This window comes from Erwinia sp. PME.40.26/001 (genome assembly GCF_055556675.1).
Genome location: NZ_JBVHNP010000001.1, coordinates 105584 through 126510 on the forward strand (window position 1 = coordinate 105584; position 20927 = coordinate 126510).

Genomic DNA, 20927 nt, shown 5'->3' on the forward strand with positions numbered 1-20927 from the left:
CGCATATCTGCCAGAGGGCAACTACCCACCACGCAGGGACAAGACGTATGAGCAAAGAATATGGAGTTGACCGGGCCTGTGCCGATTGTGGTCTAGCGCTGTCACCCGATGAGACATGGATTTGTGAAGACTGTGACTCGCTTTACATGATGATTGGCTATGAAGTTATCGAAACAGTGAGGAGGGAGGATGGCGACAATACTCAAGCCACCGAAGCCGAAAAAGTGTAAATGCTGCTCTGAGAAGTTCACACCCCGCAACACCCTGCAAACCGCCTGCTCTCCCAAATGTGCAATCCAACTCGCCAAGCAACTCACACAGCGCAAGCAACAGCGCGAGGAGAAAGAGCAACGGGTGGCATGGAATAAGCGAAAGGCAGCAACGAAGCCGTTAAGCCACTGGATGAGCATGACCCAGCGTGCATTTAACGACTACATCAGGGCGCGGGACGGGAATATCTGCATCAGCTGCGGCAGTACTACGGCGGTCAGTTATCACGCCGGACATTACCGGACTACTGCGGCGGCATCACAGCTACGCTTCAACGAGGACAACTGCCACAGCCAGTGTGCAGCCTGCAATACACACCACTCCGGCAACATCGGGCCATACCGCATCAAAATGATAGGCAAAATAGGCCGTCAGCGCGTCGAGGCGCTCGAAAACAACAACACCCCTCACCGATACACCAGAGAAGAACTCGACGATCTGCGTGCTTTCTATAGGGCTAAATTGCGTGAACTGAATAAGCAAAGAGAGGCAGCATGAAAAATGTCGTCAGCTTGTCTGGCGGGCGCACTTCTGCATACTTGGCTCACCTCATGAAAGAGCAAGATCCGGAAACGGAATTTATCTTCATGGACACCGGTGCAGAGCACCCCAAGACATACGAGTTTATCCGCAACATCGTCAAGCACTGGAAAATAAATCTAACCTGCCTTCGCGTTATTCCGAACCCGGAAATGAACAAACCCAGCACCTATGAAATCCTCACTATCTCCCAAATCGGCCCCGACCTTGAGCCATGGAAGCGCATGCTCAGAAAGTATGGCCACCCATACGTTGGCGGCGCGTTCTGCACAGACAGGATGAAGACAGTGCCATTCATCAAATACTGCGATGAGCGTTTTGGCCGGGGGAATTACACAACATGGCTGGGAATGAGAATTGACGAGCCAAAGCGTACTACACCGAAGCCCGGAATCAGATATCTGGCAGAGATTAGTGATTTTGAAAAGCAGGACGTAATTGATTGGTGGCAGGAACAACCTTTCGATCTGGAAATTCAGGAGCATCTTGGCAACTGCGTTTTCTGCATCAAAAAGAGCATTCAAAAAGTAGCTCTGGCCGCAAAGGACGAGCCAGAACTTGCGGAGAATTTCATCCACACCCTTCAATCCTACGACGTAAAGCCCGACAAGGTTATGTACCGCAGCAATAAATCGCTGGAACAGGTGATCGCATTGTTCTCTGATACGGGCAGGGACGAACTCGCATCAAGAATGACATCTATGCGCCAGTACGACACCGGTTCTTGCTCTGAAAGCTGTGAAGCGTTCAGTGGTCAGATAGGATTTGATTTTGCAATGGAGGCCGCATGACAAATTCCCTGCGCCAGAAATGGCTCCTTCTCAGAATGTACCGCTCTAAATCCTCATTCATGTTCGACTACCGCATCCTTCAGAACTTCAGCCACATACTCAGGAGAGCAGCATGAAAGTATCAGAACTAAGCCTGTCTAAAGAGCAGGTTGATTGGCTGGACTCATGGATGGAGTTATGGGGAGCTTGGGTATATAGCGGAAGGCTTGAGAAACGCATGAGCAGTGTAATTGCTCAGTATATGGCAACTGTAGAGCCGCAGCGATATCCCGAAAGGCCAATGTGCAATGATGATGACGGAATGTTGATTTCTCAGGTCGTAGATTCCGTCATGTGCATCGATAAAAAAGCTTTTGGTATCCTGCTCAGTTATTACGTTCACCTCTCCTCCAAGAGAGCCATTGCATCCTACTATCACAAGTGCGCAATTCCCCGCAAAATGTCAGGCCGAGGAGGCGAAAGGTATCGGTCTCCATCTCTTGTCACGTGCCGCAGGGAGGTAGATACGATATTGTCTGCATCTCAGTGGATGATTTATCAAAAGCTGAATCCTGCTATCAAAGAGCGCAAACGTGTATCGAATGTGCGAAACATTGGTAATAATTGGTTGACACACATGAACCATTGAGCCACTATATAAAGGTAAGCTGCCGTAAGTGTTCTTAGTGAATGCGAAGGCAGTTTTTTCATATAGATTCCAAAGGTCGCCATAGAGCGGCCTTTCTGCATTTGCGCCCCCGAATCAATCAAACCCTCTATCTGACATGTGTCGGTGCGGCGCACTTTAAACAAAAAAATCCGCTCAGTGGCGGATTATTCGTTTCCCATATAGCGCAAGGCGGAACTTCTTCTATCGACAAGATGAAGTTTACCCGGACTTGTTCAGCTCAACATTTAGACAATTCTTATTTTGGACAAGTCCCCTTAAAATGGGGGTGGAAGAGTGAAAATCATGCCCGACAAAATCGCATCAGGCGCAAGCTACTGCGTGTCCGGCACTCTTGTATGTGGGGGTGGCGTGTCGCAGTGGATGCATAACCTCGACTGGAATCAGATAGCGATCATTAGTGGTGTAGTGATTGGTATCGCAACCTTCCTGGTTAATCTCTATTACAAGAACCGACAGACCCGCGCATACGAAGCAGCTCTAAATCGCGGATACGTGCAAAGCCCACCACAGGATCAATAACCATGGCGATACCCTCCTTCCTTCGCAACAAGATAATTGCTGCCATGGGTGGCGGCGCTATGGCTATTGCTGCTGTGCTCATCCCTGCTCTTGAGGGGAAAGAGAATAAACCCTATCAGGATGTCATCGGTGTCTGGACGGTTTGCTACGGTCACACTGGCTCCGACATTATCAAAAGCAAGACGTATACGGATGCAGAGTGCCAGGCGCTACTGAATAAAGACTTGGTACCGTTCGCCCGGTCGGTAGATCGCTCTGTGAAAGTCCCGGCTACTGAATACCAGAAGGCTGCTCTCATCTCATTCAGCTACAACGTAGGGGTAAGCGCATTCGAGCGTTCTTCTCTGTTGCGTAAACTGAATGCAGGCGACTACGCCGGAGCGTGTGATGGCCTGCGGAAGTGGATTTATGCAGGCGGTAAGCAATGGAAAGGCCTGATGAACCGGCGCGAGATTGAGCGGGAAGTTTGCATGTGGGGGCAGAAATGACCTGGAGAGCCCTCATCATCTCTTTGTTTGCAATGACGGTAATGTCTATTGCATATGGCGAGGTCAGGTATCACGCCGGATGGAAGGCACATAGCGATAAGGTAAACGCCGACTACGCCAAGAGAAAGCAGGCAGCAGATGAGAAGTTAGCCCCTGCAGAGGCTAAGGCTGCCGCATCCAGCGCAGAAGGAAAGGTCATCTACAGAACAATTACCCGTAGCGTGGTGAAATATGTGCAAGACCCGAATCGCAGTGTCTGCAAGTTTGATCCTGATGCTGTCAGCCTGCGCCAGCAAGCAATCGACGCTGCCAACAATCTCACAGGATTTGATGACCCCACCGTGCAGGCTAGCCCAGGCGGGAAGTGACAGTGATGCTGATCTTCAATCGGATGTTGAGAGCGCGGAGTGTGTGAGAGCGCTTCGCCTCAACACTTACCGATGGCAGGCTTGGTATAGGGCAGCTCAATGAAATTATCTGCTTAATAATAAGATTTTATCTCATATTTCGTTAAATGCTCCAGATATCGCTACGGTACAATAAGTATCTTGTAATTTTTGGGGTAGGATACTGTGGAAGTTAACTGGAACGTGGTTAGTGCGGTGGCAACTTGCGGAGCAGCCATGGCGACTGCTTTAGCTGCCGTTGTGGCTATAGTGGCGATGAGAAGCTGGCGCACACAAGAAAAGCACAAGGCATTTCAAAAATACAAAATGTCTCTAGAAGTATTTCGAATAGAATTAACAATTCTTCCAGATAATTTTAGTAATTTGCACAACTCGCAGCATACCAGCAGTAATGATAGATATCGAAATGATGCGATTAAGTCTTTTGCCAGGTGTTCAGAATCCTGGGCTGGATATTGCGTTTATCAAATCTCTGAGAATGAGCGAAAGGTCTGGGATGATTTATTCAACGCGTCTAATAACTATCTATATATTGGGCGTGGTCGTGCATATGTTCAGAGCCACATAGCAAAAGCCCAAAAAATTGAATTCGAAACGTTTTGGGATAGGTTAAATAAAGATCTTGGGTTATGAGATTAATGGCGACTAGTGGAAACACTAATCGCCATCAGTTTATCCTCTAGCTTCCCTGCCATCCTCATCTTCAGGCACGCGATATCGCCAGTATTTATCAGGTTTCACCCAAACTACATCATCGCCACTGTCTTTGCGGAATTGGTTAATAATTGGAGTCGATAATGCGAGATTCCCATCAGCATTTTCTTTAAGCAATTGCTCATTACCCACTTTAATCAGGTGGTCAACAACATCTTGCTGATAGAGGCATCCATCTTGTCTAAGTGCCTTCATCATCCAATTAGAGATATCCTTTGCAGACAGCTTAGGAGCGCTTGGGTTTATGGCTTTGGGTTGGTAGTGGTCAGTGATTCTTCGGAGAAAACGCCATTCTCAAGTTTTTTGCCTGCAAACCACTGGCATCTGTAAGTTCCATCAAATTCTCCTGTTGAATGCCTTTCGTGAACTTCATAGACAGACATTTCAGGCCCGCCGGATTTTAGATAAACGGATTCACCTAGCTTAAACAATGCTTTTCTAGTAGTTGATTTGCTCATTTCCTATTTCCTTATAAAGGGGTTATATGGCACTCACCGACAAACAAGATATGTTCTGTCGCGAGTACCTCATCGATTTGAACGCCACGCAAGCGGCCATTCGGGCGGGGTACAGCGAAAATACCGCCCGGAAGATTGGTAGTGAGAACCTCTCAAAACCAGACATCCAAACTAGAATCGCCGAACTAAAAGTACAACGCAATGAGCAGGTAAACATTGATGCCGCTTATGTGCTTCGCCGCTTGGTTGAGATTGACCAGATGGACGTGCTGGACATCCTGCTTGCCAATGGCGAACTGAAGCCAATTAAAGACTGGCCGAAAACTTGGCGCACAACACTATCTGGGATGGATGTTAGTGAGATGCCTGGCGATGTGCCGGGATTCCTCAAGAAAATTAAGTGGCCGGACAAGGTGAAAAACCTTGAGCTGCTTGGCAAGCACATCAGCGTGCAGGCATTCAAAGAGCAGATTGACCAAAAGGTCACGGCGACGCACAACATCATGCCTGTACCTTCATGCAGCAGCGCTGAAGAGTGGGAGGCGGCCGCACAGCAGCAGCAGAGCGAGGTATTAGGCAAATGAGCTACAACGTAGTTTGGAAGCCTTTGCCCGGTTCGCAATCTCTGGCTCTCAGCTGTCCATGCGATGAAATCCTGTTTGAGGGTACTCGCGGACCAGGAAAGACGGCAGCGCAGCTTGCTCGCTTTCGTCGACTGGTAGGCTTAGGTTACGGCACGTTCTGGCGTGGGATCATCTTCGACACCGAATACAAAAACCTTGCCGACATCATCACTCAGTCAAAGCGTATGTATCGCCTGTTTGGCGATGGCGCAAGGTTTCTTAATTCAGCATCTGAACTGAGGTGGGTTTGGCCTACCGGGGAAGAATTGCTTTTCCGCTTTGGTAAAGAGGCTGACGACTACTGGGACTATCATGGCCAAGAATTCCCTTTTATCGGATTTAACGAGCTGACAAAGCAACCCAACGCTGACTTTTACGAATCGATGTTCTCTTGCCGACGATCTTCATTCAGGCCGCAGGATTATCCTCGCGATGATGGCTCGCTTTTACCGAACATACCGCTTGAGACATTCAACACCACAAATCCATTTGGCATCGGCCACACCTGGGTGAAGAAGCGATTCATTGCCCCGGCACCGCGTGGAACCATTATCCGCGAAAAGCAGATGGTACCTAATCCGCAGACTCAGCAGGAAGAAGAGATAACGCTGACTCGCGTAGCAATACATGGATCATTCAAAGAAAACCCATATCTCGACCCTGTGTACATCGCCACGCTAATGAGCATCAAAGACCCAAACAAGCGTAAAGCATGGGTTGAGGGCTCATGGGACGTGACAAGCGGAGGTCGATTTGACCATCTGTGGAATGAGGCGCTGCATGTCATAAAGCCGTTCACAATCCCCGACACATGGACTGTTGACCGTTCCCATGACTGGGGCGAGTCAAAACCATTCTCTAACCTATGGTGGGCGCAGTCTGACGGCACAGAGGCAACACTGTCTGATGGTCAAAAGTTCTGCCCGCCTGCTGGCTCGCTGGTTCTTATTGGTGAGTGGTACGGATGCCCGCCTGACGAGCTCAATAAAGGCCTGAACATGTCATCCACTAACGTCGCTAAAGGCGTTGCGTGGGTTGATAAGCGCCTCAAGGGTGAAGAGTGTGAAGAGCCGGAAGAAACGAAGCAGCAGGGGCAAATGCATATTATGCCCGGCATCTGCAAAGAGGTAATTCCGGGGCCAGCTGACAGCGCCATTTACAACACTGCAGACAATGAGTTGTCCATCGGTCAGAAGATGGAGAAGCAGGGCGTTAAGTGGGTTGAGTCCAACAAAAAGCCCGGTTCTCGAATCAACGGCGCATCAATTTTCGCTGATATGTTAGAAGCGGTCATTGAGGGCAAGAAGACAGAGAGCGGTATCCCTGAAAAGCCAGCACTCTACGTTTTCGATTACTGTCGGGGATGGATAAGCCGCGTTCCTGTGCTGGTACGTGATGACAAAAAACCTGATGACGTGGACACCACACAGGAAGACCACGACTGGGATGCCACCCGATACCGCGTACTGCATTCGCCGAAGAAAACAGGCGCAATCTTCTTCTAAGGAGCACCAGTGAGTGATTTAACAACCGGGGAGCAATTCCTCGTTAACGCCCTTGCTGATGCTGTGGGCCGCCAGCGCATGCTGTACGCAGGCATGAATGGCAACACGAAACGCACGAAGCTGTGGGACGAGTTTGGTTATCCGGAAACACTTACCTTCGATCACTTCCATCGCCAGTACCGCCGTGGCTCAGCAGGTTTTGCAGCAGTCCACAAGCTGCTCGACTCATGCTGGACCGACAAGCCGACAATAATTGATGGCGAAGAAGGCAGAGAGGCCACGAAGACCACTGATTGGGAAAAAGTGGTCACCAAGCTCATGAAAAAGCATTGGGCAAAAATAAAGGATGCAGATCGGCGAAACATGGTTGGCCGTTATTCAGCATTGGTAATTCAGGTAAAAGACAATCGTGACTGGAAAGAGCCTGTAGATATCAGTCTGGTTCAGCGACTCGGCACAAAGGCATTGGTTAAGCTGATTCCAGCCTGGGAAAAGCAGATTGAACCGGGAAATACAGACACTGACACATGGTCAGAAACTTACGGTCAGCCTGTCATGTACCATTTCAACGAGCAGCCTGTAGGTGATGAAAGGTCTTCAGGCAGTCCGAGGGCGGTAAGCGTCCATCCAGACCGCATTATTCTGCTATGCGAAGGATCTGAGGATGACAATGCTCTATCCGGAACCCCGCTTCTTGAGGCTGGATTTAACGATCTGCTTGATATCGAGAAGACAAAAGGCGGTAGTGCTGAAGGATTCCTGAAAAACGCCAGCAGACAACTTGCCACAGAATTCGATGCGCAGACTGACATGTCGGCCATTGCAAAAATGGCGAAAGAGGCAGGTTATGAAGGCCTTGGCGAAGCAATGAATGATAAGGTGCGCAAACTTAACAGCGGAATAGACTCGGCACTCGTTACTCAATCAGGAAAGACGAGCGTGCTCTCGGTTGCTGCCGCTGACCCTACACCTACCTGGACGGTTTCAGCAAACCAGTTCTGCGCTACGATTCAATGCCCGTTCAACATTTTATTCGGTAAGCAAACGGGAAACCTAGCTTCCGAAGAAGACAAAACAGCGTGGGCTAACCGATGCAACGAGAGGCGCTGGGGTTTCATGACAGATGTTATAACCAGAGTTATCGAGCGTTTCTGGACACTCGGCATCATCGATCCACCTTCAACCGGTGAAGTAAGCCTGACATGGTCTGATTTGCTCGCCCCAAGTGAGAAAGAAAAGCTAGCAAACATGGATAAGATGGCGGACGTGGCCGTGAAAACACAGCAGGCGTATGGCACACCAAGCATTGACGAAAACGAGATCAGAGCCGTTGGTGAGCTTGAACCACGCAAAGCGCCAGCCACGCCTGATCCAAACAAAAAATTAACCGATAAGGACCCGCTGAAAGATGACGACGACAGCGACGACCCGAATCGGGACACCGATAGTTCCGCGCAATAAAACCGATCCCACCCAATCAGCCAGGCAAGTTGGCCGGATGTATCGTGACATTGAGTCGCGCTACCTCGATATCAAGCGCGCCCTGAAGGCGTTATTCGATGAGCGGTTAACCGGCCAGGTGAGGGAATCTAACTCTGAGCAAACCTATCTGGTCTGCAACAACGTGGATTCCCCCGCCACGCTTTACCAGTGCAACGCTGGCACCTACATCTACGACATGACAGCGGCGCAACTTGCCGACCTGTTACAGCGCGTTCAGCTCATTCTGGATGATGCCCTGCTCGACGGTGGCAGCCAGAACCTGTGGGCGCTGGAATATGTCGCAGCAGAGTATGAACGCGGTACGCATCAGGCATTCACTAATCTATCGGTGCAGTCTCCTGTGTATGCACAGCAGACCACGCTGGCACAACTACTGAGCACTCCTGCCTATCAAAACCAGATAGCAGCGGCTTATGTATCGACGTACAGCGAATGGAAGGGAATCAGCGATGCAGCCCGGGCTGACCTGGCTAATGTGATATCCGATGCTATTGTCCGGGGAATAAATCCGCGAGAGACGGCGCAAATCATCAGCAAGCGTCTCGATGTCTGTATGTCTAAGGCCAAGAACATTGCGCAGACCGAGCAGGTTGGAGCGCTGCGTGAGGCCCAGTGGCAGGAAACAGACTGGGCTAAAGAGAGGCTGGGACTAAACACAGCTTTGCTTCATCTGTCTGCGTTGAAACCAACCACGAGAACAAATCATGCTTTCTGGCATGGCAAGACGCGTGCCGTTGAAGAGGTGCGCGATTGGTATAGTCGCGATGGCAACCGCTATCACTGCTACTGCAACCAGGTGCCAGTTATTCTCGATGATAGTGGCAAGGTGGTTAACTCTGGGCTTGTAGAAAGGCTGGCGGTTGAGCGCCAGCAATGGGGTTAAATTAAATGACTTCTGTCACTGTGACAATGTTAATACCAAAGGTAGCTGCTGCTTTCGAAAGAGGTTGGTAGTTAACTGAGTCTCTTCTTGCGGCATCGATAACCGGTTCATCATGCAACTGCAGGGGATGAGCACTTTCAATATTTACGTCACGATAAGTTTCGTCACCGCTAACCTTATAAGTCACTTTGTATACAGCCATATCAACATCTCCTTGTTCAATTAATAAATAAGCCAGCTATTTATAGCCCATAAATCATTCTTGAGGAAACAGCATGTCACGCATCTGCGTAAACGTGCTGTCGGTCATCAACTCCGCTTCAAACATCACCACTGAAACCATTAATGGCGCAGAGCACATCGTCGTGAAAAACGTCGTGCCTGTCCGTGACGGCATCGTGCTGAACGGCGGATTGTACCCGGCAGAAGAAAACACGAAGGGCTACAAGAGCCTTGAAGATAAACCCATGCCTTACGGTCATCCGAAGGTCGACGGTCGCCACGTTAGCGCCAGTAACGTCAGGGCGGTGAATGAATACCACATTGGCGCATACACCCGGAACGTCAGAAAAGAAAACGGTCAGGTGCTGACGGATGCAGTCATTAATCGCCGATTTGCTGAAGGGTCTGAGAAAGGCCGGAAAGTACTGCAGCGCCTTGACGACATGGCGGCAGGAAAGTCTGTCGAGCCTATCGGCATCTCCACTGGACTGCTGCTAAACCGCATCGAGGCAAAGGGCGAGTCTAACGGCAAGCGCTACACCTGGATTGCCACCAATCAGGTTTATGACCACGTTGCCATCCTCCTCGACGATACGCCAGCCGGAACGCCGGAGGAGGGGATTGGCATGTTCGTTAATGCCGAAGGCGATGAAGTTCAGGTAGAAACCGTAAATCTCTCCGATTGCGATACGCCAGACCCGAAAGACACGCAAGACCCCGCTTTTAAGCAAATGCTGAACAACTTCATGGCGTTTTTCAGCGCCAACAACAAGCCCGTCAAAGAGGAAGCAAACCCGATGAAAGAAATCATCACCAACGCGCTGAAAGCGAAAGGCAAAGAGGTTGAAGGCAAAACCGAAGCCGAGCTGATGGATGCGTATAACCAAATGGTCGCTGAAGACGCAAAGGCGAAAGCCGACGCTGAAGAAAAGGCGAAGAAAGAGAAAGAGGAAGCTGACAAAGCGGCGAAGCAGCCGGCGGCCAACTCTGAAGAGATGCCAGCGTGGGCTAAGTTGCTCACAGAGCAGGTATCAGCGCTGAACACGCAGTTCACTGCCAACTCTGACAAAGAGAAAACAGAAAAGCGTGCAGCTGTTAAAGCCAAATTCGGCATGACCGATATCGCTGTGAACGCGCTGGACGGCGAGCCTCTGAATGAGCTCTTTGCTCAATGCCAAACCTCCATCGGCCTGAATGGTTCATTCCGTCAGGCCAACTCAAATCAATCAGTCAGCGAAATGCCGGAGTAAATAATGGCTAAAGATGGAAAGCACGTAATCCACGCGGGCGGCATTTTTGCTAATCCGCAGTTACACCGAGAAGGCGCGGCCGCAGCTGATATTAAGCCAGGCACCGTGGGATTCTTCGATAACACCACCAAAAAGTTCACGGCATCGGTAGCCGGTAATGAGCAGGCGATCCTGTACGTAGCAAACTATGACTACCTGCGCTGCAAAACGGTCGATGACACCATTGCTGCTGGCGACTGGGTAGTGGCGATGCATCCGACTCCGGGCGTGTTCTTTAACGTCCCTGCGGCTGCTGGCACCTACACCAAAGGTCAGCCGCTCTCAATCGCAAACGGTCGCGTCAAGGCGGTAGGCACAGATGAATCTGTCCGCGCCTACGTGGAAGAAGATCGTTCATACACCATCGCGACTGCAGGTGATCTCCTGCGCGTAGTCATTAAGTAAGGAGCACCTGAATGTTTGCATTTTCCGTTAAGAAGGCGACCGAGACCCGGAACCTTGAGGCTAACACCGCTCAGTTCCAGGAACTCCAATTCGCCCGTAATTCCAGCGCTCAGGCTGTGGCTGATTTCATCGCCCGTACACGCGTTCGCGGCGAGGCTGCCAACGCCCCGGCACTGGATGCAGTAAACGCTGTCGATGATATTCGTCGCCTGTATAAAGCCTATGACCAGACCGTTATGGAAGAGTTTGAGCCGAACACAGAGTTCACTCTGCTGAATGACCTGATGCCCCTGTCTCGCTCAGTTCGACTGGAAGAGTCTGTGTATGAGTACGCTCGCACTGGCGGCCGTGGCTGGGCGCACACTTCCATGTCGGGCCAGATTGGTGCGGCTCTGGATGCGAAGAGCTACACATTCGACGGCACCATGGTTCCTATCCATGACTCCGGCTTCAAGTTCAACTGGCGTGACCCGGTATTCAACAAAGGCAATGCGCTGTCTTCACTGGCTGATGCACAGGCTGGCTCAGTTGATGATGTGCGGCGCCAGTACGTTGATTACATCTGGGAGGGATTCCGTGATGCAGCGGGCAACTACATCAAGTTTGACGATAAGACCTGGAAAGGGCTGCGTCATGACGAGCGCGTTGCCCAGGTAACGCTGACCGTAAACTTTGCGACAAGTACCGACGTGAAGGCTATGCGTGCTGGCGCTATCGCTTTGCGCGATGTGATGAAGCTGCAAAACCTCCAGTATGGCCAGCAGACCTGGTATGTTTCAGCTGACATCATGTCGAACTGGGAACAGTATTTCGATGTGAACTCCCTGCGCACGGTCCTGGAAGAAATCGCCAAATTGGCGGGCATTTCAGCTATCAAAGAAGATGCAGAGCTTACCGGGAACGAAATCGTAATTGTCCCGCTTCAGGCTGGCGTTATCGCTCCAATCGTTGGTCAGGCATTCGGCACCGTTGCCGATCCTCGCCAGTTCTACAACAGCGATTATGTTTGGCGTACATGGGGTGCTGCTGGCCTGATGGTTAAGCAGGACATCAACGGTCACTTCTCAGTAATTCACGCATCCAGCTAAGGAAAAAACATGGCACTCGTAAAGGTACTGGTTTCGAACCTCTTTGCCGGTGCCGGTTTCCAGAAACTGGAGGCCGGTCAGGTTTATGAAGTGGATGATTCGGTAGCGGAGAAGTGGATCGCTAGCGGTAAGGCGGAGAAAACCAACGAGAAGAAAGGCGAAAAGCTGACCTTCGAAGTGGCTACACCGTCTGCGCCTGTATCCACTGATACCTCGGCTCTTCAGTCTCAGCTTGATGCTGCTAACGATCAGATTAAAACCCTGACCGATGCAGCTGAAGCCAAAGACAAAGAGCAAGCCAAAGCGCTGGAAGCGGCTAAAGCAGAGCACGCCGAAGCGCTTTCTGCTGAAAAGTCCCGGGCCGATGCAGCTGAGGCAGCGCTGGCAGCCGCAATCAAAAAGGATAAGTAACCATGGCAGTGCAGATAACGGCAGCGCAGGTGAAAGAGCAGTTATCTGCGCTGGGTTACTCCGTCCCGGACTTCATGATTGATGCCTACCTGTGCAAGTTAGGCAACATAAGCATGTGCCTGGAGGCGGCTGGCTACGATGAGTGCGATATGGTTTTGATTCAGGTGTACGCCGTGACGTTGATGGCAATCACCGCATACAGCCAGCGCATCAAATCACAGTCAGCGCCTTCAGGGGCGTCCCGGTCATTCGATTACAGCGGTGATGTGAAGACTATTCGCAACACTCTGGCAGCGCTGGACAAGTCTGGATGCACTGCAGAGTTGCCGATTGATGTCGGTAGCAGTGTGGGCTTCTTTGACGTCGTGGGTGGGTGCTGATGGACATACCAGCATCAGAACGACTGCCCCAAAAATTCCAACGCGTATGGGTGAAAACGGATAGCGGGAAGGAGACGACTGCTTACGTTAACGCTGCGGGTGAGTGGCGCATTAACTGCCCACGCATTGCGGCTGAGTATCCCACTGTCGTTAGCTGGAGGGAATGACATGTCATCTTTAGCCAGTTGGTCATATACGGCTCAGGCGACCATCTGGAAGCCTTTGGGGCTGAATGAGTACGGCGATCCTCTTGGCTGGTCTGAACCACTGGTGATTGCCTGCGACTATCAGGGTGGCCTGAGCAAGCGGTTAGGGGCGATAGGCGGTGAGATGGTAGTTAAGAACACCATATGGACAGAGTACGCACTGGCAGATACCGGTGATTACATCCTGATTGGTGCTTCGAGCAATCCTGACCCGATCGCCGCGGGAGCTGATGAGGTGATGCAGGCTATTCGCTACGCGGACACCTTTGAGAGGCTGGTTGATGATTATGCAATTCTGACGGGGGTCTGATATGGGAGTAAAGGTCCGCGGCATCCGACAGGCTCAGCATAACCTCAACGCACTGATTGGCGACATTCAGGGAAAGAAAGCTGTCAGGGCCATTCAAAGCGCATTAATCATCGGTTCATCGCAGGCAGCGCTGTACACGCCTATCGACACATCCACTCTCATCAACAGCCAGTATCGTGAACTAGACATCAAAGGCACTCGACTAACCGGGCGGGTTGGCTACTCGGCTAATTATGCGGTTTACGTCCATGACCCTAACGTGCCGCAGACCTTCCGGCGCTCAACTGCGCAGAAAGAGTTCCTTACGAAAGGCTTCGAAGATACTCGCGAACTCATCGACCGCACCATTAAAAAGGAGATGTCACTGTGACCCCTCCGATGCACCAACGCGTCAAGAATCTACTGGTCGGTGCCGGAATGGCTGCCGGTTACACAGTTCAGTCACTTATCTGGACTGACACAGGAGACCTGAAGCAGCGCTTTCTGGTATTCCGTCCTAATGGCGGCACTCCAGTAGACCGCGATATCGGATCCGACCACTACGTGCTTGTTGACCTGATTACTGGCAAGTCTGCAGGCGATTACGCAAAGTCAGAAAGCGACGTACAGGCCATCATCGACTACGTGCAGCAAAACCCCATCAGCGACCCATGCGTCGGCCAAATCACAAACATGGGCGGCATACCATCACCAATCCCCACCACCGAGGGTAGGCTGGTCTGGCGTCTGCAATTTGCCTGTTCTTACGGCGAAAGTTAATCAAAAGAGGAATTACCCATGGCAGCAAATTGCCCAACGGACAACACAAAGTTGTTTGGCCGCGCCATTGTGCTCGAAGTAGCTGATGGTTGCGCCGATACAGTACCGCAGGAGTCAGAGTGGAAAGCTCTGGCAGCAGGCACAAGTAAAGGCTTCGACTTCTCGCCTAACAGCGTGACTTCAGATGCCGATGACACCAAAGGCTATGTAGAGAACATCGTTACAAACGCTGACTTCACTATCTCATTTGAAGGTGAGGTGCGCCGTAACGATAAGCTCGACCAGTATGGTGTTGGTCGCCTGATTAAGTATTTCAACACCGAGATTCAGGCAGCACGACAGCCCACTCTGTGGGTTCGCATGGAGTTCGGGCCGATCACTTTTCAGGGATACATGCTGATCAACGCATTGAGCTCAGACGGTGGCACTAACGACATCATCACCTTCTCAACGGAGTTCAAGGTAGCTGCAGCCGATACTATCCTGGTGCTCGATACGGATGACAGCGTTCCTGCTACAGGTGTCACTGTTACCCCAGCGACAACCTCGCTCGCAGTTGGCGCTACACGCCAGTTGACCGGAACCGTACAGCCGGCAGATGCAACCGACAAGTCAGGTACCTGGACAACATCTGACGCGACAAAAGCAACGGTCAGCTCTACCGGACTCGTCACAGGCGTTGCAGTAGGATCCGCGACAATCACCTTCACCTCAACTGACGGTGCGTTTACTGGCTCTACTGCGGCGACCATCACCGCATAATAGCCATTTCAGGGGCTTCCACTCGGTTGCCCCGAAAATGTCTGTTACCGGATTAACCCATGACACCTTACAAAGAGATTGGCGAGTGCCTGATTACTGCTGGCGAGGATGAGTATTTCTTCCGGCCATCATTCGCTGCCATGAGCAGAATCGGTGAGCCACAGGAGATAGTGCAGGCGTTCTATGACCTGCATAACGATGAAGTCACACCGCTGCTTCAGCGCGGTATGGAGGCATACGGAACTATCCCCGCGTGGCTGCTGACCCACGTGAGCCGCAGGGAAATTGGCAAGCCTGCAATGCTGGCAGCAATGAGCGTGCTGGCTGCCTGCTGTGAGCGTGACCTGTCACGGCTAACCGGAGAGATTATCCCCGGCAAGTCTGGCAAGTGGACGTTCGTCTGGAGAAAAGGCGCGATGCCTGCTGTTGAAATGGTGCTCATCGCTCAATCACTCATCACCCACGGCATCATCGGCAAAGCGAAGGTGCGCCAGCTACAGCGCCACGAAAGCAGCCAGGCTACTACCGAGTTCAACGCATTCGAATACATCAGCGCCGCACGTAACCACTTCGGCATCAGCCGGGATGAAGCAGAGCTGCTATCGATGACCGAGTTTCAGATGATGCTGGCCGCCAAATATCCAGACCAGAAAGGCTTCACCCGTGATGAGTACGAAGCGGTTGCTGATGACTACCTGGCGAAGAAGGCGAGGCGCTTGGCGAAGGCGTAAAAAACCCGGCACTAGACCGGGTTGGAATTACTTAGATTTCATCGCACCCACACACAGGGATGGGAAAGACGCGAGAATTCTTTGGATACCGCTTATTTCCATTTTTATCCAAGATCCACGGGCGAAAAATCACGTCACAGCTGTTACCGCACTTGGTGCAGATAGTAGTTGCCATTTTGGTGGCTCCAAAAAGCGGCAGCCTCAACCGCTTGATTCTGGTTTCCAGAACCGTTATGGTTGCACAGTAATGTTTTTGCCATAACGAGGACTCCTTTGGGAGGCTCTGGTTATCAGCTTCAGTGTCAGACTGGGGAGTTGGACATTGAGCTGAATTCTTTGCATTACTGAGGCCGGGCGTAAACCTTCAGAATTGAAGCGATACGCTCGGCTTCTTCGTTTGTAAGGTCTGTTGGAATCCCTGGAAGGGTAAGGATCATTCCCGGGCGAAGGGGAATTGGGACGTCGATGGTTTCAATATCACCCCGAACGTCGCTGCTAAGGACGGTAACTTGTTTTCCAGATAAAGATTTCCTCTCGCGAAATGGTGGAAGTGTCACAGAGCTATTTTTATCACTCAATTCTTTATCTCCTATCGTAAAATCCAAAAACTTGTCTATTGCGCTCAAATACCGGCTCTTGTAAACCTGAACTGTTGAAGCTGATGGGGGGGAGTCTGCATTTCTGAAATGATCATTAATCATGTCGTCAGGATCTAACTCCCTAACATCAGTTGAGTTATCAACGATAACCTCATCAATATAAGAGCCCAAGAGCAGCAGAGATGTACTTCTAAGATTGCGAGCAGTAGCGGCATTAACATCAGAAACTGAACCAATGAATTCTAAAAATGCCTTGAAAGCACCGATGCTATAGTCTTTTTCCACGCGCACCTCATTGACATAGGTTGATGAAAAGAGAATACGATCGATCGGCCTTAACAATCAATCATAATTTATCGATCGGCTCAAACTTTTTGGTTCGACTTGATGAAGAGTGTTTTAAGTGTCACTCAATGCGTGTCAAGAGGAATTTAATTTTAATTGAATGCGGGGTGCTGCACACTGTGCAAAGCGCCCATCCTGATAGATGATCAGTGCTTATGTTTGTGATAGTTTTAAAACTCATTCATGACGTAGGGAAGCATATATGGCATTCACTTCTGAGACATTAAAAAAGCTTGCTAATAAAGGTGTGAACCTTGATATCGGCCCTCATTACACGGCGGCCACGCTTACAGCCGTTGTTCGTATTGTTGTCGAAAAAGGTGCGCACATTACAGTGGATGCCACCAAAATCACATCTAGTACAGCAACAAACTTGGCTGATATTGGTGGCAAGCATCTGACACTTAAATTCTGAACTGCCTTGAACCTAGGCCATTCGACATAAAGAAGCCCACTCAGGTGGGCTTTTTGTTGGGTGTGGTCACATTGACCACACCTTTCAGCCATTGTGATATCACAACACCTCAAGGTGTATTCATATGAACATCCCTTCAACCATGCTCATGTGAGCACAGTTCAATCGGGAAGATTTAGACAGGGTTGAGAGCACGATCAGGTGGGCTTTTTGTTTTATTCATCGTGAATATTTATTGGATGTGGCGCTGGCTCAGTATTATCGCCTCGCTTCCATTCGTTAAGTCGAGACATGGCTGGAAGCTTCGCCTCAACGAATACGGCGGGTATGATGAACATGTCTTTTACATCTTCCCTGAGTGTCTCTTGTGGGTAGCGACGATCTAGCGGACTCAAGGCATAAATATCATAAGTTATGAATAATTGTCGGAATAATATTTTCAGGTCATCTTTCAAAACACAAACATAATCAAGGTGTTCCGCTTCGACCATTGGGTCGAAAACAACAATCGAACCTATCGGGAATCCATAACCGTCAGGGTCAGAGTAAGCCATTGCCTCATCTTGATTTGATAAAGCAAACGCCATGTCACTAACGGGGTGTGAAGTTGGATGGAATTCCGTTGTCAGCCCCTGAGGATTGTACTCACTTGACAGAAAGTTGAAAACCTCGCAGGTGGGAAGTATTGGTATGAGCCTTGAAACTAAAGCCGGAGATATTCTAGATTTGATTCTACCATCGCCCAATCCATTAGCAAGCCACTCAGGTGTTGTGCCCAGAGCATTAGCTAATTTTTGGAGCGTCCCTGGTCGAGGGAAGGAATCAGCAGATTCATATGCTGCTATTTGCCTCTGAGAAACACCTACGAGCTTTGCAAGTTCAGCCTGTGTCAATGCATTCATAGCTCTTGCATTTGCTACGCGCTCAAAGAAACTTCCTTTAACTTCATCTTTCTTCATTTTCCTGACTCTTATAAACTCAAAAAACTTCTTGAAAGTTCATCTCAATGAAGTATTATGATGTTACCGAACGTTTTAAGGAGTATGTCATGAACAAGAAAGAAGTTACAGCCATCAATCCAATGCAATTGCGCATTCCGCCAGAAATGAAAGAGCGCATTCTGAAAAATGCCGACAAGTCATTCCGTACGCTTCACAGCGAAGTCTTATACCGTTTGCAGTTAGTAGATGAGTTGGAAAGGAAAGGAGAGATTCGTGTTTAGCCTGAAAAGCGAAACCCCGCAGTGCGCTAACACTAACGGGGCTTCTTTTGTCAGTAACCCTTGCGAGAAAACCAACATGAACATAGTAGCTAAAACAGATTTTAACTTCCAGGGCATTCAGCTGCAGCCAGTGACTAACCGCAACGATGTATGGCTGACTTCTGCCGACATCGCAAAGGCACTTGGATATGCCTCAAGCAAAAGCGTATCTACCATTTACTCACGTAATTCTGACGAGTTCACTGAAGCGATGTCAATGGTCATCAAAATGAAGACCAACGGTATAAACAATAACTTACGTGAAAAAAGTGTCCGTGTTTTCTCCCTGCGTGGTTGCCACCTGATCGCAATGTTCGCCACCACATCTGCGGCCAAAGAGTTCCGTCGCTGGGTTCTGGATATTCTGGATCGAGAAGTGGCGCACTCTCCAATCGCCAAACAATTCAGCGACGAGGAAGTGGTAAATCTCTGCTACATGCAATTGTGGATGGATAAAGCGCAACAGGCCGGCAAAGAGGTTTACCCGGCGATGAAGCAGCTGCGTTCTGAGTTTTCTGGCTTCTTCTACGACCTTGCGCATGAGACTCGCTTCTTCACTCAGCGCACGAAAGACGCACTCCTGCGCGAATCTGCGAATCTGGATAAAACGGACAGGTCAGTAGTAAACGCTGAAGGCATGCTCAGGAAATTACGCGGTACAAGGGAGGTTCACTGATTGGCGTATGGGATGGCGCAAAAAGAAAAACCGCCAGGGTTCAGCTGGCGGTATCGATGTCAAAACCCGTTCTTACCACAGAAGGAGTCTTAAATGACTGCATTAAAGATAGCAGACCAAAGATCCCGTGTCACTATGTCTACTCGTGAGATTGGTAAACTAACCGGAAAGGAAAATAAAAACATCATTCGTGATGTGTGGGAGATGTTGACAGACCTTTACGGAATAACAAAAGATGGCTCAAATCTGAGCCATAAGAAAAATCAGATAGTTACGCTTGTTGATGGTGTTGAAATTACAATCGACTCACGTGGCTATGTCTCTATTTTCAGGCTGGATAAGCCACATGTGGAGTGCCTTCTTACTGGTTACAGTGCAACACTCCGTATGGCAGTTATACAGCATATTTATAGGCTAGAAGATCAGGCAAATCGCCGTGTATTACCAGGAAGCTACAAAGAGGCGCTTCTTGCCTTGGTGCAATCTGAGACGGAAAAGGAAGAGATCTCCGCAGAGCGCGATCAGGCAATCGAAACCAAAGCTTGGATTGGCGAGAAGCGAGAGGCTACAGCTATGGCTACTGCATCAGTGGCTGTTCGGCAGAAGAACGCTTTGGCAGAGAAATTAGGAGAATGCAAAAAGCACGCAACCATTAAAGCCGTACAGCGTGCTACTGGAGGGGCCTTCAGTCCCTGGCCGATGAAAAAATGGTGTGCTGCGAATGGAATGACACCGAAGGACGTGCCTGACGAGACCTATGGGTCAGTTAAGTCATGGCCTGCAGAGGCATGGAGAGCCGTTAATGATATCGATCTGAAAAGGATTTTCTGATGCAGGCACTGCAGCGAGTTAGCGCCCCGGTCTACGTTGTATCCCACCATGGTAAAACGTTCCGCTGTTTCAGTCGTGGCACGGCAATCAAGCGCCTGGCGCACTTCATGTCGCAGCGCATGTTCTATCGTGCAGGGATCGAGACAAGGCCAGTCACACGTATTGACCGGGATGATACGACAATACATTACGTCAATCGACCAACGCAGCGGTACTGGAATGCTCAGATAAGATGTGAGCGGCGGCTGAGGCGGCTACTCTCAAAGAAGTAAATTACGCCATTGGCGCATGTTGATACCAAACCCGCACTCGCGGGTTTTCTTGCTTCCCATTGCATCAGATCCGCTTTAGGATTATCGCCATACTTATGAATGGGGATAGGGATATGAATAATCGCGTTTCAATTGGCACGCTGTTGGCTGGGGTCTTCTTTTTGTCTGCATGTGCGCCTAATCAGCAGATGCAAGAAGCAAAAAAAAGAGATGCAGAGTTCGAGCAGGCGGTAAAAAATATCAATTTAGAAACCGCTGATGTTGGTAACAAACCCACCGATTACCAGTCCTTAATTGAAGGCGCAATCAGAGACCAACTAAAAGACCCAGAATCTGCTCAGTTCACAGGGTTCACCACTCCTCGGAAAGAGGTCATGGTTGACCAGAGCCAATTTATCTATGGCTATTCTTCTTGCGTGTTTGTTAATGCCAAAAATTCCTACGGTGGTTATACCGGGAAACAGCTCTACTGGGCTTTTATGAGAGACGATAAAGTGCTCAGGATACAAAACGCCAATGGTGCATATGGTTCAATCATCTTCCATGGTCGACCTATAAACTGTAACTGAAAAGAAAAAACGAACAAACCTCGCT

General features: G+C 49.9%; 33 protein-coding genes. 28 read left to right on the forward strand and 5 right to left on the reverse strand.

Annotation, left to right across the window (positions count from 1 at the left end; genetic code table 11):
- Positions 1-47 precede the first annotated feature (47 nt).
- The 9 genes from ACZ3HG_RS00670 to ACZ3HG_RS00710 all read left to right on the forward strand — a co-directional run bounded on the left by ACZ3HG_RS00670 (position 48) and on the right by ACZ3HG_RS00710 (position 4318).
- A complete protein-coding gene (locus ACZ3HG_RS00670; RefSeq protein ID WP_465331377.1) occupies positions 48-230 on the forward strand; it encodes a hypothetical protein in 183 nt (60 codons plus the stop codon).
- Entirely contained in the window at positions 190-768 is a 579-nt protein-coding gene (locus ACZ3HG_RS00675; protein ID WP_465331379.1) for a recombination protein NinG, read from the forward strand. Before ACZ3HG_RS00670 ends, ACZ3HG_RS00675 begins: the two co-directional genes overlap by 41 nt.
- On the forward strand, positions 765-1601 hold the full coding sequence (locus tag ACZ3HG_RS00680) for a phosphoadenosine phosphosulfate reductase domain-containing protein (protein WP_465331381.1): 837 nt from the start codon (positions 765-767) through the stop codon (positions 1599-1601). The genes ACZ3HG_RS00675 and ACZ3HG_RS00680 overlap by 4 nt, the downstream gene beginning before the upstream one ends.
- Before the next feature lie 35 nt (positions 1602-1636).
- A complete protein-coding gene (locus ACZ3HG_RS00685; RefSeq protein WP_465332533.1) occupies positions 1637-1717 on the forward strand; it encodes a hypothetical protein in 81 nt (26 codons plus the stop codon).
- Positions 1714-2229, forward strand: a complete 516-nt coding sequence (locus tag ACZ3HG_RS00690) for an antiterminator Q family protein (RefSeq protein WP_465331383.1) — start codon at positions 1714-1716, stop codon at positions 2227-2229. Before ACZ3HG_RS00685 ends, ACZ3HG_RS00690 begins: the two co-directional genes overlap by 4 nt.
- Before the next feature lie 324 nt (positions 2230-2553).
- Positions 2554-2790 carry a phage holin gene (locus ACZ3HG_RS00695; RefSeq protein WP_118663633.1) on the forward strand — a complete coding sequence of 79 codons (237 nt, stop codon included), beginning with the start codon at positions 2554-2556 and terminating at the stop codon, positions 2788-2790.
- 8 nt (positions 2791-2798) lie between these two features.
- Positions 2799-3278: a lysozyme gene (locus tag ACZ3HG_RS00700; RefSeq protein ID WP_465332536.1), complete on the forward strand. Its 480-nt coding sequence runs from the start codon at positions 2799-2801 to the stop codon at positions 3276-3278.
- On the forward strand, positions 3275-3646 hold the full coding sequence (locus ACZ3HG_RS00705) for a hypothetical protein (protein WP_465331385.1): 372 nt from the start codon (positions 3275-3277) through the stop codon (positions 3644-3646). Before ACZ3HG_RS00700 ends, ACZ3HG_RS00705 begins: the two co-directional genes overlap by 4 nt.
- 204 nt (positions 3647-3850) lie before the next feature.
- On the forward strand, positions 3851-4318 hold the full coding sequence (locus ACZ3HG_RS00710; RefSeq protein ID WP_465331387.1) for a hypothetical protein: 468 nt from the start codon (positions 3851-3853) through the stop codon (positions 4316-4318).
- A 39-nt stretch (positions 4319-4357) separates the two neighbouring features.
- Here ACZ3HG_RS00710 and ACZ3HG_RS00715 read toward each other — a convergent pair whose 3' ends face one another.
- Both ACZ3HG_RS00715 and ACZ3HG_RS00720 read right to left on the reverse strand, forming a co-directional pair.
- Positions 4358-4624: a DUF6953 family protein gene (locus tag ACZ3HG_RS00715; protein ID WP_465332538.1), complete on the reverse strand. Its 267-nt coding sequence runs from the start codon at positions 4622-4624 to the stop codon at positions 4358-4360.
- Positions 4625-4641: 17 nt separating this feature from the next.
- Positions 4642-4857 carry a YodC family protein gene (locus ACZ3HG_RS00720; protein ID WP_465331389.1) on the reverse strand — a complete coding sequence of 72 codons (216 nt, stop codon included), beginning with the start codon at positions 4855-4857 and terminating at the stop codon, positions 4642-4644.
- Between the two features lie 26 nt (positions 4858-4883).
- Here ACZ3HG_RS00720 and ACZ3HG_RS00725 point away from each other — a divergent pair, with 26 nt between their 5' ends.
- From ACZ3HG_RS00725 to ACZ3HG_RS00740, 4 genes are read left to right on the forward strand one after another with little or no spacing between them, the layout of a single operon-like run.
- A complete protein-coding gene (locus ACZ3HG_RS00725; protein ID WP_465331391.1) occupies positions 4884-5441 on the forward strand; it encodes a terminase small subunit in 558 nt (185 codons plus the stop codon).
- A complete protein-coding gene (locus ACZ3HG_RS00730) occupies positions 5438-6985 on the forward strand; it encodes a terminase (protein WP_465331393.1) in 1548 nt (515 codons plus the stop codon). Before ACZ3HG_RS00725 ends, ACZ3HG_RS00730 begins: the two co-directional genes overlap by 4 nt.
- A 9-nt stretch (positions 6986-6994) precedes the next feature.
- On the forward strand, positions 6995-8446 hold the full coding sequence (locus ACZ3HG_RS00735; RefSeq protein ID WP_465331395.1) for a DUF1073 domain-containing protein: 1452 nt from the start codon (positions 6995-6997) through the stop codon (positions 8444-8446).
- Complete coding sequence (locus ACZ3HG_RS00740) at positions 8394-9371, forward strand: phage minor head protein (RefSeq protein WP_465331397.1); 978 nt, start codon at positions 8394-8396, stop codon at positions 9369-9371. The genes ACZ3HG_RS00735 and ACZ3HG_RS00740 overlap by 53 nt, the downstream gene beginning before the upstream one ends.
- A gap of 1 nt (position 9372) precedes the next feature.
- On the opposite strand, the gene ACZ3HG_RS00745 is transcribed toward ACZ3HG_RS00740, so the two are convergent.
- Positions 9373-9573: a hypothetical protein gene (locus ACZ3HG_RS00745; RefSeq protein WP_118663640.1), complete on the reverse strand. Its 201-nt coding sequence runs from the start codon at positions 9571-9573 to the stop codon at positions 9373-9375.
- 73 nt (positions 9574-9646) lie between these two features.
- On the opposite strand from ACZ3HG_RS00745, the gene ACZ3HG_RS00750 reads away from it, so the two are divergent.
- The 10 genes from ACZ3HG_RS00750 (at position 9647) to ACZ3HG_RS00795 (ending at position 15934) form a co-directional block, all read left to right on the forward strand.
- Positions 9647-10843, forward strand: a complete 1197-nt coding sequence (locus ACZ3HG_RS00750; RefSeq protein ID WP_465331399.1) for a DUF2213 domain-containing protein — start codon at positions 9647-9649, stop codon at positions 10841-10843.
- Positions 10844-10846: 3 nt separating this feature from the next.
- Positions 10847-11287: a hypothetical protein gene (locus tag ACZ3HG_RS00755; protein WP_465331401.1), complete on the forward strand. Its 441-nt coding sequence runs from the start codon at positions 10847-10849 to the stop codon at positions 11285-11287.
- Positions 11288-11298: 11 nt separating this feature from the next.
- The gene (locus tag ACZ3HG_RS00760) at positions 11299-12375 is read left to right on the forward strand and encodes a major capsid protein (RefSeq protein WP_465331403.1); all 1077 of its coding nucleotides are present in this window, start codon (positions 11299-11301) and stop codon (positions 12373-12375) included.
- Between the two features lie 9 nt (positions 12376-12384).
- The gene (locus tag ACZ3HG_RS00765) at positions 12385-12786 is read left to right on the forward strand and encodes a hypothetical protein (RefSeq protein WP_465331405.1); all 402 of its coding nucleotides are present in this window, start codon (positions 12385-12387) and stop codon (positions 12784-12786) included.
- A 2-nt stretch (positions 12787-12788) separates the two neighbouring features.
- Positions 12789-13166: a DUF7370 family protein gene (locus tag ACZ3HG_RS00770; RefSeq protein ID WP_465331407.1), complete on the forward strand. Its 378-nt coding sequence runs from the start codon at positions 12789-12791 to the stop codon at positions 13164-13166.
- Between the two features lie 168 nt (positions 13167-13334).
- On the forward strand, positions 13335-13682 hold the full coding sequence (locus tag ACZ3HG_RS00775) for a hypothetical protein (RefSeq protein ID WP_465331409.1): 348 nt from the start codon (positions 13335-13337) through the stop codon (positions 13680-13682).
- Position 13683: 1 nt separating this feature from the next.
- Positions 13684-14052 carry an HK97 gp10 family phage protein gene (locus tag ACZ3HG_RS00780; RefSeq protein ID WP_465331411.1) on the forward strand — a complete coding sequence of 123 codons (369 nt, stop codon included), beginning with the start codon at positions 13684-13686 and terminating at the stop codon, positions 14050-14052.
- Entirely contained in the window at positions 14049-14441 is a 393-nt protein-coding gene (locus ACZ3HG_RS00785; protein WP_465331413.1) for a phage tail termination protein, read from the forward strand. The genes ACZ3HG_RS00780 and ACZ3HG_RS00785 overlap by 4 nt, the downstream gene beginning before the upstream one ends.
- A gap of 18 nt (positions 14442-14459) precedes the next feature.
- Positions 14460-15203, forward strand: coding sequence for an Ig-like domain-containing protein (locus ACZ3HG_RS00790; protein ID WP_465331415.1), 744 nt, complete (start codon positions 14460-14462; stop codon positions 15201-15203).
- A gap of 59 nt (positions 15204-15262) precedes the next feature.
- A complete protein-coding gene (locus ACZ3HG_RS00795) occupies positions 15263-15934 on the forward strand; it encodes a DUF6246 family protein (RefSeq protein ID WP_465331417.1) in 672 nt (223 codons plus the stop codon).
- Between the two features lie 341 nt (positions 15935-16275).
- On the opposite strand, the gene ACZ3HG_RS00800 is transcribed toward ACZ3HG_RS00795, so the two are convergent.
- Positions 16276-16818, reverse strand: coding sequence for a hypothetical protein (locus ACZ3HG_RS00800; protein ID WP_465331419.1), 543 nt, complete (start codon positions 16816-16818; stop codon positions 16276-16278).
- Between the two features lie 262 nt (positions 16819-17080).
- On the opposite strand from ACZ3HG_RS00800, the gene ACZ3HG_RS00805 reads away from it, so the two are divergent.
- Positions 17081-17293: a hypothetical protein gene (locus ACZ3HG_RS00805; protein ID WP_465331421.1), complete on the forward strand. Its 213-nt coding sequence runs from the start codon at positions 17081-17083 to the stop codon at positions 17291-17293.
- Between the two features lie 215 nt (positions 17294-17508).
- On the opposite strand, the gene ACZ3HG_RS00810 is transcribed toward ACZ3HG_RS00805, so the two are convergent.
- Positions 17509-18252, reverse strand: coding sequence for a helix-turn-helix domain-containing protein (locus ACZ3HG_RS00810; RefSeq protein WP_465331423.1), 744 nt, complete (start codon positions 18250-18252; stop codon positions 17509-17511).
- 89 nt (positions 18253-18341) lie between these two features.
- Here ACZ3HG_RS00810 and ACZ3HG_RS00815 point away from each other — a divergent pair, with 89 nt between their 5' ends.
- The 4 genes from ACZ3HG_RS00815 (at position 18342) to ACZ3HG_RS00830 (ending at position 20902) form a co-directional block, all read left to right on the forward strand.
- Positions 18342-18515, forward strand: a complete 174-nt coding sequence (locus ACZ3HG_RS00815) for an Arc family DNA-binding protein (RefSeq protein WP_465331425.1) — start codon at positions 18342-18344, stop codon at positions 18513-18515.
- Entirely contained in the window at positions 18508-19230 is a 723-nt protein-coding gene (locus ACZ3HG_RS00820) for a BRO family protein (RefSeq protein WP_465331427.1), read from the forward strand. The genes ACZ3HG_RS00815 and ACZ3HG_RS00820 overlap by 8 nt, the downstream gene beginning before the upstream one ends.
- Before the next feature lie 93 nt (positions 19231-19323).
- Positions 19324-20061 (forward strand): Rha family transcriptional regulator, encoded by a 738-nt coding sequence (locus tag ACZ3HG_RS00825; protein WP_465331429.1) that lies wholly within the window; start codon positions 19324-19326, stop codon positions 20059-20061.
- Positions 20062-20446: 385 nt separating this feature from the next.
- The gene (locus ACZ3HG_RS00830) at positions 20447-20902 is read left to right on the forward strand and encodes a hypothetical protein (protein WP_465331431.1); all 456 of its coding nucleotides are present in this window, start codon (positions 20447-20449) and stop codon (positions 20900-20902) included.
- The last annotated feature ends 25 nt before the right edge of the window (positions 20903-20927 follow it).